The sequence below is a fragment of the Methylomonas montana genome (genome assembly GCF_030490285.1).
GTDB lineage: Bacteria > Pseudomonadota > Gammaproteobacteria > Methylococcales > Methylomonadaceae > Methylomonas > Methylomonas montana.
Map to the genome: position 1 here is coordinate 3,154,535 of NZ_CP129884.1, position 17,648 is coordinate 3,172,182.

Annotated in this window: 17 protein-coding genes; 5 read left to right on the forward strand and 12 right to left on the reverse strand. The window is 53.4% G+C overall.

Translation table 11 applies throughout. From position 1 onward, the window contains the following. Positions 1-23: 23 nt before the first annotated feature. The 3 genes from QZJ86_RS14525 to QZJ86_RS14535 form a co-directional block, all read right to left on the reverse strand. Entirely contained in the window at positions 24-1,748 is a 1,725-nt protein-coding gene (locus QZJ86_RS14525) for a bifunctional protein-serine/threonine kinase/phosphatase (protein WP_301671141.1), read from the reverse strand. Between the two features lie 18 nt (positions 1,749-1,766). Further along, positions 1,767-2,210, reverse strand: coding sequence for a cyanase (gene cynS / locus QZJ86_RS14530; RefSeq protein WP_301671142.1), 444 nt, complete (start codon positions 2,208-2,210; stop codon positions 1,767-1,769). Positions 2,211-2,291: 81 nt separating this feature from the next. Beyond that, entirely contained in the window at positions 2,292-3,104 is an 813-nt protein-coding gene (locus QZJ86_RS14535) for a formate/nitrite transporter family protein (RefSeq protein ID WP_301671143.1), read from the reverse strand. Between the two features lie 548 nt (positions 3,105-3,652). On the opposite strand from QZJ86_RS14535, the gene QZJ86_RS14540 reads away from it, so the two are divergent. From QZJ86_RS14540 to creC, 5 genes are read left to right on the forward strand one after another with little or no spacing between them, the layout of a single operon-like run. Next, positions 3,653-4,852, forward strand: a complete 1,200-nt coding sequence (locus QZJ86_RS14540; RefSeq protein WP_301671144.1) for a hypothetical protein — start codon at positions 3,653-3,655, stop codon at positions 4,850-4,852. A gap of 2 nt (positions 4,853-4,854) precedes the next feature. Beyond that, positions 4,855-5,985 carry a glutathionylspermidine synthase family protein gene (locus QZJ86_RS14545; protein WP_301671145.1) on the forward strand — a complete coding sequence of 377 codons (1,131 nt, stop codon included), beginning with the start codon at positions 4,855-4,857 and terminating at the stop codon, positions 5,983-5,985. A gap of 2 nt (positions 5,986-5,987) precedes the next feature. Continuing rightward, on the forward strand, positions 5,988-6,404 hold the full coding sequence (locus tag QZJ86_RS14550; protein WP_301671146.1) for a DUF350 domain-containing protein: 417 nt from the start codon (positions 5,988-5,990) through the stop codon (positions 6,402-6,404). A 4-nt stretch (positions 6,405-6,408) separates the two neighbouring features. Beyond that, complete coding sequence (gene creB / locus QZJ86_RS14555; RefSeq protein ID WP_301671147.1) at positions 6,409-7,107, forward strand: two-component system response regulator CreB; 699 nt, start codon at positions 6,409-6,411, stop codon at positions 7,105-7,107. Next, positions 7,104-8,540, forward strand: a complete 1,437-nt coding sequence (creC, locus tag QZJ86_RS14560; RefSeq protein WP_301671148.1) for a two-component system sensor histidine kinase CreC — start codon at positions 7,104-7,106, stop codon at positions 8,538-8,540. Before creB ends, creC begins: the two co-directional genes overlap by 4 nt. Positions 8,541-8,810: 270 nt before the next feature. Here the strand turns inward: creC and QZJ86_RS14565 are convergent, their stop codons facing one another. The 9 genes from QZJ86_RS14565 to QZJ86_RS14605 all read right to left on the reverse strand — a co-directional run bounded on the left by QZJ86_RS14565 (position 8,811) and on the right by QZJ86_RS14605 (position 17,519). Beyond that, positions 8,811-9,410 carry a hypothetical protein gene (locus QZJ86_RS14565; RefSeq protein ID WP_301671149.1) on the reverse strand — a complete coding sequence of 200 codons (600 nt, stop codon included), beginning with the start codon at positions 9,408-9,410 and terminating at the stop codon, positions 8,811-8,813. Positions 9,411-9,459: 49 nt separating this feature from the next. Next, positions 9,460-9,795 (reverse strand): DUF1508 domain-containing protein, encoded by a 336-nt coding sequence (locus tag QZJ86_RS14570; protein WP_301671151.1) that lies wholly within the window; start codon positions 9,793-9,795, stop codon positions 9,460-9,462. Between the two features lie 331 nt (positions 9,796-10,126). Beyond that, positions 10,127-10,984 carry an ABC transporter ATP-binding protein gene (locus tag QZJ86_RS14575; protein ID WP_301671152.1) on the reverse strand — a complete coding sequence of 286 codons (858 nt, stop codon included), beginning with the start codon at positions 10,982-10,984 and terminating at the stop codon, positions 10,127-10,129. A 20-nt stretch (positions 10,985-11,004) separates the two neighbouring features. Further along, positions 11,005-12,195 carry an acyl-CoA dehydrogenase family protein gene (locus QZJ86_RS14580; RefSeq protein WP_301671154.1) on the reverse strand — a complete coding sequence of 397 codons (1,191 nt, stop codon included), beginning with the start codon at positions 12,193-12,195 and terminating at the stop codon, positions 11,005-11,007. 12 nt (positions 12,196-12,207) lie between these two features. Next, positions 12,208-12,747 carry an OsmC family protein gene (locus QZJ86_RS14585; protein ID WP_301671155.1) on the reverse strand — a complete coding sequence of 180 codons (540 nt, stop codon included), beginning with the start codon at positions 12,745-12,747 and terminating at the stop codon, positions 12,208-12,210. A gap of 106 nt (positions 12,748-12,853) precedes the next feature. Next, on the reverse strand, positions 12,854-13,678 hold the full coding sequence (locus QZJ86_RS14590; RefSeq protein WP_301671156.1) for an ABC transporter permease: 825 nt from the start codon (positions 13,676-13,678) through the stop codon (positions 12,854-12,856). Then, positions 13,675-14,916 (reverse strand): ABC transporter substrate-binding protein, encoded by a 1,242-nt coding sequence (locus QZJ86_RS14595; protein WP_301671158.1) that lies wholly within the window; start codon positions 14,914-14,916, stop codon positions 13,675-13,677. Before QZJ86_RS14595 ends, QZJ86_RS14590 begins: the two co-directional genes overlap by 4 nt. Before the next feature lie 11 nt (positions 14,917-14,927). Then, positions 14,928-16,433, reverse strand: a complete 1,506-nt coding sequence (locus QZJ86_RS14600) for an alginate export family protein (RefSeq protein ID WP_301671160.1) — start codon at positions 16,431-16,433, stop codon at positions 14,928-14,930. Positions 16,434-16,580: 147 nt separating this feature from the next. Continuing rightward, complete coding sequence (locus QZJ86_RS14605) at positions 16,581-17,519, reverse strand: AraC family transcriptional regulator (RefSeq protein WP_301671162.1); 939 nt, start codon at positions 17,517-17,519, stop codon at positions 16,581-16,583. Between the last annotated feature and the right edge of the window lie 129 nt (positions 17,520-17,648).

The following is a 17,648-nucleotide window of genomic DNA, read 5'->3' on the forward strand; positions in this document are numbered from 1 at the left end:
GGGTTTTGCAGCTCAACGCACCGCTATCGATTGATCAACAAAGCCACGACGATCATCGCCAGGATAAGGGAAACACCTTTCCAGAACGCCACTGGATTTCGCTCCAACAAGGCTTGACCGGTTTTGTGCAAGAAAGCGGGATTGGGATGGCGCAAGTCGAAGATAAACTCTGACAGATCTTCATAGCGCTTGTCGGGATTCGGGTCAGCCGCCTTTCTGATGGTGTCGTCCACCCAGCCAGGAATCTGGCGATTGCGATAAAGCGTGGCGTCGAATTTTAATTTGCTTAACTCTGCCCGGGATTTGCATTTGGCCACTTCGGCGCCATAAGGCAGTTTGCCGGTCAACATCTGGTAGCTAATCACCGCCAGCGAAAATAATTCGGAACGCACCGTGCCAGGTTCTCCCAGAAAGTATTCCGGGGCGGTATATTGAGCGGTGCCGAGCAGATTCTCGTGCTTGATGGGCGAGCCGATTTCCATGATGCCGGCCACTCTGGTCGAGCCAAAATCGATGATCTTCACCGTGCCGGTACTATCGATCATGATGTTGTCGGGCCGCAAATCCTGATGCAGCATTTCCAGGCGGTGAAACGCCCGCAGCCCCTTGGCGATTTGTTCGACGATGCCGCGCACGCTTTCCAGATCCGGTTGCGGATGGTCTATCATCCACTGCTTCAAGGTCCGGCCCTCGATGAATTCCGTGGCGACGTAGAGAAAGGTGCGTTTGCGGGTCTGCGCACATGGTTTAAGTACATGGGCGTTATTGATGCGCCGGGCAATCCAGTCTTCCATCAGGAAGCGCTCCAGATAAGCCGGGTCGCCGCGCAAGTCAATCGACGGGGTTTTGATCACCACCTGCGCCTGGGTCTCGTTGTCTACCGCCAAATAAATATGGCTACGGCTGCTGGCGTGCAATTCCCTGACGATGGTGTAACCGTCGAACGCCATCCTGGCCTCCAAAACCGGCGGGAACGGCAGTTCGGTTAAAGACTGATAATGCTCATTGGCATTGGCTGTCGGCAAGTTTTCGATTCTGACGATCTGAATCGTCAGATTATCCTTGCTGCCCTGCTGGTAAGCCTGGTTGACGATCGCTTTTGCCGCACCATCCAGATCGTCGCCTGCCTGGTGAATGGCCTGGGCGATGAAACACGAGCCGGCATATTCATACACACCATCGGTGGCCAACACGAAAATATCGCCTTTGCTGACGGTCAATGCCTGATAATCGATTTCCAGATGGGAGTCCATCCCCAAGGCGCGGCTCAGATAGCTTTTATCCTGCGAAACCCACAGACGATGATCTTGGGTAAGCTGTTCCAGATCGTCGCCGTGCACTCGGTAAATACGGGTGTCGCCGACGTGAAAAATATGCGCGGTCGCGGATTTGATCACCATCGCGCTCAAGGTACAGACATAGCCGCGATCCATGTCGTAACAATAACGGCTTTGCCGGGTTTGCGCGTGCAACCAGGAATTACTGGCCGCCAACACCCGTTGCACCGATTTCTTGACCGACCAGGCTTCCGAGGTACAAAAATAATCCTCCAAAAAACCGGCCACGGCGGCTTGGCTGGCGATGTGACTGACATCGCTGCTGCTGATACCGTCGGCCACGGCCAGCGCAATGCCTTTTGAACTCAACTGCGGTTCTTTCGGAATATAAACGCCGTGAAAATCCTGATTGATGTCCTTACGGCCTTTATCGGAATATTGGCCGACGGCGATTTTTAATTGACGAGACATTGTTCGGCAAAATCCGCCTTAGTAACTCTTATAGGGCAGAAACTTCCCGCTCATCACGATCTTGACGCGGTCGCCTTTCGGATCGGCTTCTCGCTGCAAATCCATACTAAAATCGATAGCGCTCATAATGCCGTCGCCGAACTCTTCGTGAATTAGCGCTTTAAACGTGGTGCCATAGACATTGACCAGTTCGTAGAAACGGTAAATCAACGGATCGGTCGGCACCGCATTGGGCAGAGATCCTTTATACGGCACCACTTGCAGTTGTTCGACGGCCTCGGCGGGCAATTCCAGCAATGCCCCAACTTTGGCGGCCTGCTCGGCGTTCAGGGTCATCTGCCCCAGCAAAGCGGCCGTGGTCCACTCCTTACTTTGACCGATAGCCTCGGCCAGTTGCGGCCAGCTCAGTTGCTTGCGCAGTTTTTGCGTGACAATCAATTCGGTGACTTCGTTGCGGGTCATGGCTCACTCCCTTATCAAGGATAACGATAATGATAGTGAAGCCTCAGTCTACACAGTGCCGAGGCTTCACATGAATAGTGGTTAATTAAAGGAACGTTTGGGTGCCGTCCTGATGTGAGTGGAATAAAGCGTCAAGCCGGTAAATGCCAAGCCGCCGATTAGATTGCCCAACACAGTGGGAATCTCGTTCCAGATAAAATAATCCGCAATCGAGAAATTGCCGCCCATGATCAATCCGGAGGGAAACAAAAACATGTTAACCACCGAATGCTCGAAGGTCATGCCGAAAAACAGCATGATCGGCATCCACATCGCGATCACCTTACCGCTGACGGAGGTCGAAATCATCGCCCCCACCACGCCGGTGGACACCATCCAGTTACACAACATGCCGCGAATAAAAATCGTAAACCAACCGGCGATACCGTATTTGGCATAGCCCAGCGTGCGCGCTTCGCCTATGCCCGCCAGCTTTTTACCGACGGCATCGGGTTCGACGGAGAAGCCGTAAGTAAAAACAATCGACATCATCACCGCCACGGTCAAGGCGCCCAGAAAATTGCCGATAAACACCAATCCCCAGTTTCTTAACACGCCACTCAGCGTCACGCCCGCGCGTTTATCGATCCAGGCCAGCGGCGTTAACACAAAAACCCCGGTGAGCAGATCGAAACCCAGTAAATACAGCATACAAAAACCAACGGGGAATAAAATGGCACCAAAGATTGGCGAGTTGGTCTGCACGGTAATCGCGACCGCAAATACCGCCGCCAACGCCAGAATGGCGCCGGCCATATACGCGCGGATTAACGTGTCGCGGGTTGACATGAAGATTTTGGATTCACCCGCATCGACCATCTTTGTGACAAATTCTGAAGGAATCAGATAGGACATAACTCACCTTTATATAGTTAGGATCGCAATGAATGAAGGGTTCGGAACGCGTTCATTCGTTTGATTAAGCTTGGGCATACAAGCTGGATTCCCCTGGAAACGAGTATTTTTTACTCGTTGTTTGTAGATGACTCGCTAAGAATCAGGCAGGCACAACAGACGAGTAAGTATGTAACCGCCTATTTAAAATAAGCGACTTTCCAACGCCGTTGTCGAAGGGATGAGATGGTGCGCCGTTGCACCATCCGTCTAACAGCACAGATTATGCCAAGCGGCTTGATGCAGTGTTCTAGCGCAACATCCTCAGGTTTGTCGATGCCGCCAACCAGCATTTGCACCGAAATAGCCAATATCCGCACCAAAAAAGGGAGAAGCCTTCGCTTTCCTAACTATGTCCGCTGAATTAATTTTCAGCAAAATAAAATGCGTTGTGACAAATAACCGTCCTCAAGAAGACTTCCCATATTTTCTGCAAACATGCCCAGTAGCGGCTATGCTTCGCCGAGACATCCACCAACCGAATCTCACCGCCGAACATCGTCGACAACATGCCGTCCTCCCCGCTCCCGCAGACACTAAGGCTTATTTACAATCCCTGGAAAAAACAACTGGCCCTGCTGGGCTTGGGTTTGATGGTTGGCCTGGCATGGCTGGGATTGCGCAGCCAATTTTTCATCCTGGAAGCGGCTTTGGTGTTGCTGGCGGCCTGCCTGGCCAGGCAGATGCTCGACATTTTCGCTACCCAGTCGATCACGCTGCATCCCGATAAAATCGTCAAAACCGGTTTTTTCAGTCAAACCACGATTCCGACCCATGCCTTGGTCACAGATACAGACCACCGGCAACAATCCACCCATTTTTTCCACGGCTCGGACAAGAATCTCCGCGAGTCGATCAAAATCGCCGGTTGGTTCCTGTCGCCGGAGCATCAATTATGGCTGGAATCGTACCTGCGCAATGTCTATCGCGTCGGCAACTACTCGCGCCAAGCGCTTAGTCCCAACAGCGCGGCCAATGTCGAGTTCGAGCGAGCGGTATCGTCTTTTCGGTTCATGGCGGTTGTGAGCGCCGTTTATCTGTTGGCCTATGTGCTTTATGCGACTTACCTGTCCTGGCACTATCCGGTCTTCAACGGTTATGCCCCCCAATTGCCGGAGGTGCCGATCAGGTTGCTGTTTGTCGGCATCGCGCTGGGCGGTTACGGGATATTACGGCAATTGACCGCGCCATTACCCGCCGACCACAGCTCATACACTGTCAAGGTGCAACGCGCCCAACAGCGGGCATTTCGCGCCGCGCTGCTGGCCAATAGCGTGGCTTGGCTGGGTTTGCCGCTGTTTTTGTTATTCGGTAATAAACTGGATTTTTATTTGCTGCTGTTGATCGGTGCCGGCTTTCACTACGATTTTTACCCCCGCCTATCGGACCGGGAGCGGCTACTACAAACCGGCGTTCCCGCTCCCCAGTCAGTCTCGGCATCGATACCGCGCCGCTCCTTGCAGGTTTCACTGGCCTTGCTGGGCGGTCTATCGCTGGCCAGTTACGCCGGCAACCCGACAGACTTTCGTATCCAACAACAGGATTGCCGGGATGAAAACGGCAACCCCACCGCCTGCCAGCATAATAGCGGCGGCCACGGCGGTTCCGGTTCCAGTTATCGCGGCAATAGCACCTCAGACCATCCAGGCCCGGTCAGGCGCGGCGGCTTTGGTTTCTTCGGCGGGTCGCACGGCTCTTTCGGCGGCTAAACATGCAGCGCCTGGAACTCGACCCACGTGACGACTGGCAACAACAGCTGGAAGCCGTCGGTATGAACTACCACACGCCAAACGGCGAACCTTATTGGGACGAATCGGCCTGTTACCGGTTCAGCGCCAGCCAGATCGACATACTCGACGATGCGACAGCTGAGCTACATTCGCTGTGTCTGCAAGCCATCGAAACCATTATCAGCCGCCGCTTATTCAACAAGCTGCGGATTCCGGCATGGGCCATCCCCTATATCGTTGCTTCATGGGAACGGCATGAACCCAGCATATACGGCCGCTTCGATCTGGCCTGGGACGGTCAGGGCGCGCCCAAACTGTTGGAATACAACGCCGACACGCCGACCGCTTTACTGGAAGCCGGTGTGGCGCAATGGTTCTGGCTGCGGGATCGCTTCCCGGATGCCGATCAGTTCAACTCCATCCACGAAAAACTGATCGCCTTCTGGCAGCGTTACCGGCAAAACCAGCCTAACCTGCATTTTGCCTGCGTCGCCGAAAGCGACGAAGATTTGGGCAATCTCGAATACTTGCGCGACACCGCCATCCAGGCCGGTTTAACCAGCCACTGGCTGGCTATCGAACAAATCGGTTGGGAGCCATCCGCACACCGTTTCGTCGACCTTCGCAACCAGCCGATCCGGGCGCTGTTCAAGCTTTATCCTTGGGAATGGCTGTTGCAAGACGAGTTTGGCCGCTATCTACCGCAAGCCCGCATCAGTATTCTGGAACCGCCGTGGAAGCTGTTGCTCAGCAACAAAGGCATATTGCCGATCTTGTGGGAATTGTTTCCAGACCACCCCAACCTGCTGCCGGCCAGTTTCGAGGACAAACCGCTACAGGGCGACTATGTCCGCAAACCGTTGTATTCCCGCGAGGGTGCTAACATCGAGATTCGCCGAGGCTGCAGCACCATCGAAACCGGCGGCAGTTACGGCAGCGAAGGCTATATCTATCAGCGCCACGTGCAACTACCAAATTTTGCCGGCAATTTTCCAGTGATCGGCTCATGGATCATCGCCGATCAAGCGGCCGGCATCGGCATCCGTGAAGATAAAATCGAAATCACCGGCAACAATAGCCGCTTCATCCCGCATTATTTCGTCGAGAATTGACTATGGAATCCATCAACCTGACCGAACTGTTGGCTGGCGCCAACGGCTTTTTTCTGCATTTCGTCGCAGCCGCCGTGCTGACCGGCCTGTTCGCACTCTGTTATCTATGGATTACGCAGTACGCCGAATTCAAACTGATCCGCGAAGGCAAAACCGCGCCGGCGGTGGCTTTCAGCGCGGCACTGCTGGGTTTTACTCTGGCTTTGGCAGGCGCCATCGCCAACAGCGTCTCGTTTGCCGATATGCTGGCCTGGGCGGCTATTGCCCTGTTCGTGCAAGTACTGGTCTTTGTCGGCTTGCGGCTGGCGTTCGCCGATCTATGCCGGCGCATCGCCGACGACCAACTAGGCCCGGCGATTTTACTAGCCGGCTTGTCGTTGGCGGCAGGCTTGTTGAATGCGGCTTGCATGAGCTATTGATGCCGTGAATTCGCCGTCAGCCAAACGTATTTTAGTCGTCGAAGACGAACCGGCCATCGCCGACACGCTGATCTATGTGTTGAACAACAGCGGCTATCAAACCGAGCACGTTGGGCTGGCGCAAACTGCGTTGACCCAACTGCGAGCCGAACCGTTCGATCTCGTCATCCTCGATGTCGGTCTGCCGGACGGCAACGGTTTTGACTTGTGCCGTCAGTTGCGGCGCTTCTCCGAGGTTCCGGTAATTTTTCTGACTGCGCACGGCGACGAAATCGACCGCATCGTCGGCTTGGAAATAGGCGGCGACGATTACGTCACTAAACCGTTCAGTCCGCGCGAAGTGGCGGCAAGGGTCGGCGTGATCTTGCGCCGGCTCGGCGCATCCAGCACAAACGGCCAGCCGTCAGCGATTACCGGCCATTTCGAATTGGATAGCCTGGCCTGCCGTATTCGTTATCGCGGCCAAATGCTGGACTTGACCCGTTATGAATATCTATTGCTGAAACTGTTAATCGAACACCCCGAGCGCATTTTCTCCCGCGAACAACTGCTGGAACGAATCTGGCAAGATCCCGGCGAGGTGTTCGATCGCACCGTCGATACCCACATCAAGACTCTGCGCGCCAAACTGCGCGCGGCCGTTGCCGATCGAGACCCTATTCGCACCCATCGCGGCCTGGGCTACAGCCTGCAAAGCCGATGAAATTGTCGGTGCGCTTGTTTCTGGGCTATTTCCTGTTGGTGGCGGTGGCCGGCGCCCTGGTATTGATGCTGGTCGTCAAACAGATTAGCCCCGGTGTGCGCACCGCGTTGGAAGCCAGCCTGGTCGATACCGCCAATTTGCTGGCCGAACTGGCAGCGCCGGACTTGCTCGCAGGGCATATCGCCGACGGCCATTTCGCCCAGGCCGTACAGCGCTACAGCAAGCGACCGGTATCGGCGACCATCTTCGGCTTCCCCAAACAAAGCCTGGATTACCGGGTTTACGTCACCGACGCCGCCGGGATCGTCCGCTTCGACTCGGCCGGCACGGCAGTCGGCGAAAATTACGCCCGCTGGAACGATGTGTATTTAACCTTGCAAGGTCGCTACGGCGCCCGCTCGACTCAAGCCGACCCCGGCGACAAACGCAGCTCGACGATGCATGTCGCCGCGCCGGTGCGCGACGGCGAACGTATGATCGGCGTGGTGACGGTCGCTTACCCAACCGCATTGCTGCAACCCATCGTCGAAGCCAGCAAGGCCGTCGTGCAGCGCGGCGCCTTATGGCTGTTCGGCGGCGCGCTGGCCTTTGGCGCCCTGTTCACCTGGCAACTGACCCGCGCCATCGATTTGCTGGTCGCTTATGCCCGCACCGTGACCTCCGGCGGCAAGGCCAGTCCGCCCAAACTGCGTAGCGTCGAGTTGGCTACCCTGGCACAAGCCCTGGAAAGCATGCGCCAGGAGCTGGAAGGCAAGCAATATGTCGAACGTTACGTGCAGACCCTGACTCACGAAATGAAAAGCCCACTGGCGGCAATCCGCGGCGCAGCCGAATTGTTGGAAGAACCGCTGCCGGACGCCGAACGCCATCGCTTCGCCGGCAACGCCCGCGAACAAGCCGAGCGACTGGATCAATTGATCGAACGCTTGCTGGGTTTGGCCGCACTGGAGCAACGTCAGCAACTATCGGAACCGCAGATTTTGGATTTGGGCGAGTTGTTGACGAATCTACTGGCCGAAAAAGCGCCGCAATTGGCACAACAACATTTACAATCAGCCGTGTCGCTGAGCGGCGAACTGCCTGTGTTGGGCGAGGATTTTTTGTTGCGTCAGGCGTTGTCCAACCTGCTGGACAATGCATTGGCCTTCGCCCCCGCCGAGTCTGCCATAGAAATCAAGGGCCGCCGCGACGGCAACCATATCTTTCTTCGCATCCGCGACCACGGTCCCGGCATCCCGGATTACGCATTGGATCGCCTGTTCGAACGCTTCTACTCTCTGCCTCGCCCCAATAATGGCCGTAAAAGCACCGGTTTGGGTTTGCCCTTCGTTCGGGAAGTGGCTGTGTTGCATGGTGGGGAAATTAAGGTCGGCAATGCCATCGGCGGTGGGGCGGAGGCGATACTGAGTTTACCTAGTCTCGGCAACCAATAAACAACGGTCAGCCTCCATAAACAAGTAGGTGCGCATCATGAATCGACTATCAAGAGTTCGGCGATGAACGGCATGAGCTTTCAGTCAAGAAAGCCTATGAGGCAGTGCCACAGTTAGTCGAGCTTCTGCAACACAGTACAAGCGCCGCCTAAGCAATTAGGATTGAGACGATCCCAAGGGACGTTTCAATCCTGTGTTCAAGAATCCCGGCCTGTTGGCGCGAGGCTTGATAAGGGGTTGCTGGAAGCTGTTTCGTAGCGGGCGCGGCCCTCACGCCGGTTCTTCCAAGACTTTCCAGTCATTTTCAAGCAAGGCGTAATAAGGACGCAACGCGACCATCAATGCCTGATAAATAGCAAATGCATCGGTCGGGTCTTTCTGTTTAAGCTCAGCGACCTCGGTCAGAAACCGATACAACATTTTTACGAAATTCTCGATCGTCATCGCCAGCCAGGCGTCGTTGGTGATCCATTTGTCGATAAACTCATCCAAACGCGCGAAAGTCAGTTTCAACAGCGGGTAAGCGGTTTGCGTTTCCTTGTATTCCCGGAGCAGCATATACTCGAGGTAAGCCTGCTCGGATGCCACCCGCGGCCGATTGGTAATACTCAGGTAATTGGCTTTGTAGTCGGCATAGTCGATATCGAATTTATTGCAAAATTCGGTTTCGTTAGTCATTGCCAGCCAAGGCTGAAGATTCGCGACCGTCACGCCATAGCACTCGCGAATCGCTCCTGCCATTTTGTCGAATTGCTCGACAAATGCCGGCTTGGTCAGTTCGCCTTTTATCAGACTTTCAATCGCAGCCAGCTCGCCTGCAGTGACGCAAACCGTGGCCAATTCCCGAACAATTTTGAGTTCGACACCCATATCGCCGACACCTTTTCGTTATCTGGAGAAAAAATTTAAGAAGTCTGTTTTACACAGTCAGATCGACGATTTCGGCAACGCAGGCATTGTCTTTAACAATGTGCAGCGCATTGTCGAACACCATGTTCGAGTTAAATAAAACGCTTTTTACAATGATGGTGCCGGCCGCATCCTTGATGACAAAAAAAGTGTCGCCCTCGGGGACCTTGCTGGCGGCAATTTGATTGGTCATTAAGGAACCGGTCCTGACTTCTTTAATAGCCTGCATGGCATCTTCCTTGTTGCCGTAATCGCCGCTCATCAGAATGAGTTCGCCCTTACTGTTCAGAAAATTAAAAGAATACTGATTTTCGTCATTGGTTTTAAGTTGAAAAGTCGCTGGCATGTTCTGTTCCGGAAGTTATCGGTTGGAGTAGGTTTATCGCCGATCAAATTTCAGGCCCCGCTTCCTGACAAACTACAGGAAAAGTTCGACGGAAGAGAAAACCAAGTGTGACTGACAGACGCTATAAATCCAAAAGCAAGCATTGTGCCAGTAAAAAACCATTTATAATCAATAGGAAACGTTTATCCACTTTTCCAATTGTCAGCTTTGCCACACAACATTGACGGCGATCCGATAGCCGTTGCCCCGTCCTCATCAAGCAAGGGCCCACTAACGTTCAAGCATTAAAAAAGCTTGGCGATATTGCCCGGGATTTGTTGGCAGAAAGTCGCTAAAAAATCGCCTCACTGTCGTGAGCATCAGCAGAACTGGACGACAAGGTCTCTAGTATTTCCATACGTAAATCAATCAAGCGATGCAGCTGTTTTACGCGCGGTTGCCGAATTGGCGCTATCCACTCTTTAACGATACGCCCAGGCGAACCACCCATCAGCAGTATGCGATCAGCCAAAATCAAGGCTTCGTCGATGTCATGTGTGACCAGCACTACCGCGCTGCGGCGATCGGCAATCAGCTTCAACAACAGCTCTTGCATGCCTAAACGGGTAATCGCATCCAGGGCGCTGAAGGGTTCGTCCATCAACAGAATATCGGGATTACGCACCAAAGCTCTTGCCAAGGATACTCGTTGCGCCATGCCGCCTGACAAGTGACTGGGATAAGCGTCGGCCGAGTTTTGCAGGCCTACCCATTGCATCGCAGTTTCGATTTTTTGCTTAAGCTCTGCCTTGCCAAGCTTCGGCCCGGCATCCAAGGTCAGGCCAAAACTGATGTTTTGCCGCACGTTGAGCCACGGTAACAAGCACGGGTCTTGAAACATCATGCCCAAGCGCGGGTCTGGCTTATGCAACGCTTCGCCAGCAAAGCGAATCTCACCGGCATTGGCAGTTTGCAAGCCAGCCAAAGTGGTCAGCAACGACGACTTGCCGCAACCGCTAGCGCCCAACAGGCAAACCACTTCGTGTGGTCGCACCTGCAGATCGATATTTTCGAACACAGCAACCGTTCGGTTTTTACTGAGGTATTGCTTGGCTAAGCCCCGCACCTCAAGCAAGGTATCTTCCGACGAAGAGAAGTCGTTTACCGGCTGCTGAAAGACGGCTTCGGTATGGTTGAATTCGATGTACACGCTCGATGCTCCAGTCATGTTTAAGATGAAGACAAGGCACAAATCTCAGCGCTTTTTAGATTCGCCAGTTCCCGGCGCAACTGTTTGATAGCCGGCGTAACAATAGCGACAAAGTAGGCTTCGCGGACTTTACGCTGAGCCGCGGAATGAGTCAGAAACCCCTTGGCACCCTGATGCAACAAGGCAGACTGCGATGCGCGCAGCGATAATTCGCTACCCGCCAATCTGACTTTCAACACGTCGGCAATCACATCGGCTGCCGGATCGTCATCCAGCAACCGAGTCAGCCTGTAGGTCTCCCGTTCGGCAATCGCCAATTCACCCGCCAATTCATCGGCTTGATCGTCCAGGTATTGATTGGTTAACGCCGATGATTTGTTGGCAGATTCGATCAAGTCTATGCAACTTCGCACTAAGCCCAATCCCATGCCCATCTGCGCCAAAATCATGCCGGGTTTGATTTTCGCCAGATAGCTTTCCGACGTTTCCGGTTGAGCCAGCACATGCTGATCATTAACAAAATAATCCCGAAATTGGCATGCCAGCGTGCCAGTACCTTCCATCGCCGCAAAATGGGCGCCGTCTACCAAACGAAAACCGGTGCGCTGGGTTTCGACCAGAAAAAACAGCAAACGGCCGTCGTTTTCGACCGGACAACCGGTGACAAATACATGTCCTGCCCCCAAATTGGATACCCAAGGCAGATTGCCATTGATTTCATAGCCGCCACTAACCCGTCGAGCCTTCAGCAATGAACGCTCGATACCGCATTTGAATTTCAAGGTGTTCGACAAGCCGGTGCCGCCAAGCAAACGTCCTTCGACTAATGCCGGCAAAAATCGGCTTTTGAGGTTTTCGTTATCGGACAGTTGCAGATAACGCAGACAGGCGGTTTGACACCAGATCGCAAACCCGGTGGAAAGACAGGTTTTGGAAACCTCAGACATCACCTGCACAGTGTGTGTCAAACCGAAACCGTTGCCGCCAAAAGCCGGCGCGACGACACCGGCATAGCCGCCCAACGCACCCAGATCCTGCAAAAACTGCCGAGGATAATATCCATCCTGATCTATAGCGACGACATTAGGCTGCAATTGTTTGGCGATCAATTCCGCCACGCCCGGCAACTCGCCGCCGTTAATCACTGGCTCTGCGGAATCTATGGCATGCAGGTTTGATCTAATTTGTGCTTGTTGGGCTGCTTGGTACATGAGCTGTCCGCCTTAGTTGACGGTTACCGGCACCGCATTGCGCAAGGTATTGGCTACCGGCGACCACCGGTTGGCGTGGGCGATGATGTCCGCCAGCGTGGCAGCATCGGCGTCGCCTTCGACGTCGATGTTGACCCTCACGGCGGTAAAGCCCAGCGGCTTGTCATCCGCCAAATCACCCACGCCCCAGACAGCAGTGACGTTGATGTCGCCTTCCAAAGCCAGCTCCAGTTTGCTCAAGGCAATGCCGCGTGCGGTGGCATTGGCGTGGATGCCGACCGACAAACAGGCACCCAATGCCGCCAACAAGGCTTCGGATGGATTCGGCGCGGTGTCCTCGCCTAACAGATGGGGCGGCTCGTCGATCACATAAGGCGCCAAATCTCGAATATAAGTCAGGTTGCGGAACTGGCCTTCGCAGACGGTTTTGGCTTTTAACGTGACTTTGAAGTCGGGATTGGCCTTGCCTTTTTCGGCGAGGTTTTCCAGGCCGGTTTTATCGATAGGTCTTAATAAATCCGGATAAAAACAATTTACTTTTGCTTGAGACATAAAATCCTCGGGTTAATTTAAATACGGCTTCATTTTATGAATAGTTTAAACAACATTAAATGTCCGAAACTCGCGAGTTTCTGCTCATTCGTCTGAGTTGTATTGATTAGTTGTCCTGGCGGCGATGTGTCCATTTTTGGGTAATTAAACGCACGCTTAGATCCAACAAGTATCCCAACAGGCCGATAATTAATATCACCGCCATTAATTCCGAATACGCTAAACGGTCGCGAGTATCGAGTATGAAATAACCCAAGCCCTGGCTGACCCCAAGCATTTCGGCCGGTACCAGTACGATCCAGACGATGCCGATTGCTAATCGAATACCGGTCAGAATATGGGCGACGATGGCCGGCGCGATGATGCGAAACAGGGTTTCCCGGCGATTAGCGCACAGGCTGCGTGCCAGGGTCAGCCAGCGTGGGTCGATGGCATGCACTCCGGCCGATACGTTGAGCATGATCGGCCAGATGGCGGCGACGCTCAGCAGGAAATATACCGGCGCATCGCCGATGCCGAATACCATCACCGCCAAAGGCATCCACGACAACGGCGAAATCATCCGTACAAACTGAAACAAGGGGCCGGTCGCTCGCTCTACCGAGCGTGACAAACCCACCAGCACGCCCAGCGGAATGCCTGCCAATAAAGCAAATAGCAGACTCAACAACACCCGCTTCAGACTAACGAGGATATGCGGAAAAATTTCGGCGCTGGCGAACAGAGTCCATAGCGCGTCGAAGCAGGCTTCCGGCGCGAATTTGGCTGGCACACTATCTGGATAGAACACAGGACTGGTCGTCGCCCACCAAACCAGCAAAGCTATTGAAAGCCCGGCAAACGGTAGCAAACTCCAAGTGCTCAGCCGAATAGCCTTCAGGCGCATTGTCGGCAATGCTTGCCGAGTTAACGATTCAGGAATCGCGCTCACGCCAGAACCTCTTCACGGCTCAAACTATCGGGCAAACCAAATACTTTCGGCCCACCCAGTTTGGCTATCGCCACTTTAACAAAACGGTCATCGACCAAGTCGCCGGCGACGAAATCGGGATCAAGCGTCGCCAGCAAACCATTGTCGCCTTCGACATGAGTCTGTTTCAGCAACTGCACCAGTTGCTTGGTATAGGATGGGAACGGGTAGGGTTGAAAATCGATCCGCGATTGTTGCCAATCGGCGTGTTGCAACGCACCCTGCGCACCGTAACTAGCACCATCGTAATACGACAAGGCGCGCTCCAGCACGGCTTGAGCATGTGGGGTATAGTTGCTGCCGCTCTCCTTGGCCAACAATTGCGCCGTACCCTGGCGGTTATCGCGTATCCAGGATTGAGCGTTGACGATGCCATTGACTACCGCTTGCGACCATTCGGGCCGTTGCTCAAGATCGGCTTCGCGCATGAACACTACGCAACAAGCATGTGATTTCCAGACGTCGCCGGTAAAGCGCAGAATCTTGCCCGCTTTCAGGTTTTCCGCCGCGGCATTAAACGGTTCGGCGACGATATAGCCGGCGATGCTACCGTTCGCCAAGGCCGAAATCATGTCGGGCGGCGGCATGATTACCAGATTCACTTCGTTGGCGCTCAAGGTCGTGCCGGCTGGTTTCGAGACTGCGACCAGCCCTTGCTGTCTTAACAAATGTTGCAAAATCACGTTGTGAATCGAAAACCAGAACGGAATCGCCACAGTCTTGCCTGCCAGATCGCCGATCTGATTGATACTTGGCGCCACGGTTAGCGCCGAGCCGTTAACGTGATTCCAGGCCACGATTTTGGCTGGAAACTTACTGCCATAACGCATCAGCAAGGCCGTTGGCGCCAACAGATGAATCACGTCGATCTGGCCGGCAATGAACGCTTCCACCAGTTGCGGCCAGGCGCGAAACAGCTTCGGTTGCTCTGCCTCGATGCCGTGTTCCTGATAAAAGCCTTTGGCATGAGCGACTAGCAACGGCGCTGCATCGGTGATCGGCAAATAGCCGATACGTAAGGGGCGCTTTGGGTCTGCTTCAAACGCTCTGGCAAAACCGCCCGGCAGCGCAGATGCGGCGGCCAGTATCGAGGTCAGTTTGATGAAGTCGCGGCGGCTGAATCCACCGCAGCAGGAGCAACCGGCCGCATGCAGTTCGTCTAAATCCTTGCCGGCATCGTATGGTTTGTTATGCGTCATGGTCGTCTCCGTTAAAAAGCGTAATTAAATTCCACGTAGGCAAAATCGGCGTCCTGCTTCTGCCTATAAAAATTGTCCGCGTAACTGCCGCCGAAGGCATGCGCGTAATAGGCGTTCCAGGACAGTTCCTTATTGATGTTGTGGGTAAAGCTGATGTCGACCAGTTCGCCGATGGTACTGTTGCCGTTACTGGGGCGCCCCAGAAAACCGAAGCTGTTATCCCGAGAACTGGCACCGGCGCCGGCGTAAAACAGATCGTTGCGTTCCGACAGGGTCAAATGGTGGACGTCGATGCCGACCCGAGTGTTGGCGGTCGGATTGACAATGAACTGGGCGAAGGTATCGTTAATGTTCATCAGATTAAAGAACGGAAATTTCGCGTACAGCCGCACGGTCGGCAGCACCTGAAAAAATGTGCCGTGCTTGCCGTCATTGGCATTGGCATCGCCGGAACTTTGGAAAAAACCGCCTCTCACCCAGGGCTTTAGCGGCAAGTTGGTCCATTGATAACCTGCTTCGGCATCGTAAGCCCAAGCCTGATGCGTTTGATTAGTCCAATCGCCGAACTGGTAAGCCCCCCAAAACAAGGCGTCCGCCGCGCCTGACCCAAGTTTTTGAACGGTCAATAAATGCGTACCGACAGTGTGGATGCGTAAATCGGCATTGCTGAGCAAAGGCCGTTGGCCCGCAGCGCGGTTATCCAAGGCCTGAGTTTTGCGATCGTCGCCGTAGTACAGATAAAACAGCCTGGCCTCGGTGCCGGGCAGCAATGCATCTTTCTTACTGGTGATGGCGGTATAAAACAAATCGATGTCGCTGATCTCTTCCTGCGCCTGCAGGTTGAAACCGCCCTGCGTCGGATGCGTGGCGCTGATACTAATGTTGTATTTAGGTTGATCGTAAACCGTCGAGATGCCGTCGAAGTTGCGCGAGGCATGGGCAAAGTCGAAAGTGCCCAGCAAACGTTGGGAAACGCGGGTGGTTTTCAAGCCATCGAATTTGGCGTCGCCGGTTTGATATTCCAGGCCTTCCTTGACTTCGAAGCGTCCGGCCTTCAGCGACAATCCATTCAAACCAAGCGGATCGAATTTGAAGTTCAGATAAGCCTGTTTCAAATGTACATCGCTGGGCGAGGTATACCGCTGGTTCTCGGTGAAATACAGTGCGCCCAAGCCCAATGCGCCGCCCGGCGTAGCAAAGGCATCATTGGGCAAACCGTAGACACCACTGTATTCGCCCTGAACGAAGCCATCCACGTAACGACTGGTCGCCAGTACGCCAAGGCGCGCGCGCAAGGCCCAGAAATCGTATTCGTTGTTATTGTTGGCGGCAGGCCCCGGTTTGAAAAAGTCGTAGGCTTCGTAGCGCCCTCTGAATTCGCCGGTAATCCTTAAGTTCTCATTGATTTGCCCTAACGGTTTGTCGGCGGCGATAGCGTTTTCATGAAAACTCATATTGATGATGCCCAATATAAAAATTGGCAGCGCAATATCGGCTTTTATATTTTTTACGTGCATATCTAATTTGGTTATATCCATATCTCAATATCAAATAATTAAAAAACAATATGACTGAGATTTTATTGGATACGAGAATATTTAAAATGCGCAGGCGTCGCTAACTTCTGCTAAATCGTCTCCTTTGTATAAATGGCTATTAATATATTAATTGGTTTGCACTTTATTGAAATAATGGGATTTTTTCTGATAAGCGCCAGGTTGTTGGCCTATGACTTTCTTAAAAGCTTTCGAAAATGCCGATTCCGATTGATACCCCACTTTTTCGGCAACTTGCGAAATCGTTCTGCCTTGTCTCAACAATTGCGCGGCCATCTTCATCCGCACCATCACCAAAAATAAATTCGGCGTTTGTCCTGCCACCTGGCTGAAACGTTTGAAAAAAGTGGCGCGGGACATATGACTATAATCCGCCATTTTCTCGACCGGCCAATCTTTCTCAGGCTCGTTGATCACCGCTTCCACCAGCTTGGCAAATTCAGGGCTTTGCACAACTGCCCAGAGACCGGCGGAAATTTCCTGGGTGGTTGCCAATTGCCTAATCGCGTAAAAAAACAACACATCGGTCAGCCGGACAATCAAGGGCGACGCAGTTTCACCGGATTGTCTGGCTTCCGTCAGGATCAGATCGAAGATGGTTTTGGCTGCCAGCAGTTCGGTTTGGCTACCGCGAATAATTAAATAGTCGGGGAAAGAGCTCAGCAGCATCGCGCTTAAGCCCGATTTGAAATCGAAGAAGCCGCAGGCCAGCGCTACCGAATCCGGCACGTTTTCGTCAATCGGCAGCATTTCCCCGGATTTGACCCGACACAGAGCAGGATCGTCGGGAGACGCAGTTGGGCTTAGATAATGTGTGGTCTCGCGGATAAAAAACACCGCATCGCCTTTTTGCAAGGCTAGGGCTTCGGCCTTTTCAGGTAAATGCAGCCAGCATTGGCCATTCAATACCAAATGAAATCCAGATCGCATCACATCGGAGGGAGCGGCCCGCCATGTGCCGCAATACTGACCGATATGAAAAAGAGTCGTATCAAGCTCCAGACTGGCTAACAACCAATGAGCCAATTGATCTGTCACGGGATTCATTGAGCCAATCTCCACCGCCTTTAAAAATTTACATCAAGGAGGCTCAGTATAAAGGCCAATTAAGTTGCCTAAAAATGCTTATTAAGCATAGCTTTATCTATTTTTTGCATAACCAAGAGCGCGAAGTGA

What these genes read in the sequence shown, in the direction of transcription:
- QZJ86_RS14525 (WP_301671141.1), bottom strand. Translation starts at nt 1,748, where the DNA reads ATGTCTCGTCAATTAAAAATCGCCGTCGGCCAATATTCCGATAAAGGC.
- QZJ86_RS14540 (WP_301671144.1), top strand. Translation starts at nt 3,653, where the DNA reads ATGCCGTCCTCCCCGCTCCCGCAGACACTAAGGCTTATTTACAATCCC.
- creC (WP_301671148.1), top strand. Translation starts at nt 7,104, where the DNA reads ATGAAATTGTCGGTGCGCTTGTTTCTGGGCTATTTCCTGTTGGTGGCG.
- QZJ86_RS14565 (WP_301671149.1), bottom strand. Translation starts at nt 9,410, where the DNA reads ATGGGTGTCGAACTCAAAATTGTTCGGGAATTGGCCACGGTTTGCGTC.
- QZJ86_RS14535 (WP_301671143.1), bottom strand. Translation starts at nt 3,104, where the DNA reads ATGTCCTATCTGATTCCTTCAGAATTTGTCACAAAGATGGTCGATGCG.
- QZJ86_RS14545 (WP_301671145.1), top strand. Translation starts at nt 4,855, where the DNA reads ATGCAGCGCCTGGAACTCGACCCACGTGACGACTGGCAACAACAGCTG.
- QZJ86_RS14595 (WP_301671158.1), bottom strand. Translation starts at nt 14,916, where the DNA reads ATGACGCATAACAAACCATACGATGCCGGCAAGGATTTAGACGAACTG.
- QZJ86_RS14580 (WP_301671154.1), bottom strand. Translation starts at nt 12,195, where the DNA reads ATGTACCAAGCAGCCCAACAAGCACAAATTAGATCAAACCTGCATGCC.
- QZJ86_RS14550 (WP_301671146.1), top strand. Translation starts at nt 5,988, where the DNA reads ATGGAATCCATCAACCTGACCGAACTGTTGGCTGGCGCCAACGGCTTT.
- QZJ86_RS14600 (WP_301671160.1), bottom strand. Translation starts at nt 16,433, where the DNA reads ATGCACGTAAAAAATATAAAAGCCGATATTGCGCTGCCAATTTTTATA.
- QZJ86_RS14585 (WP_301671155.1), bottom strand. Translation starts at nt 12,747, where the DNA reads ATGTCTCAAGCAAAAGTAAATTGTTTTTATCCGGATTTATTAAGACCT.
- QZJ86_RS14570 (WP_301671151.1), bottom strand. Translation starts at nt 9,795, where the DNA reads ATGCCAGCGACTTTTCAACTTAAAACCAATGACGAAAATCAGTATTCT.
- QZJ86_RS14605 (WP_301671162.1), bottom strand. Translation starts at nt 17,519, where the DNA reads ATGAATCCCGTGACAGATCAATTGGCTCATTGGTTGTTAGCCAGTCTG.
- cynS (WP_301671142.1), bottom strand. Translation starts at nt 2,210, where the DNA reads ATGACCCGCAACGAAGTCACCGAATTGATTGTCACGCAAAAACTGCGC.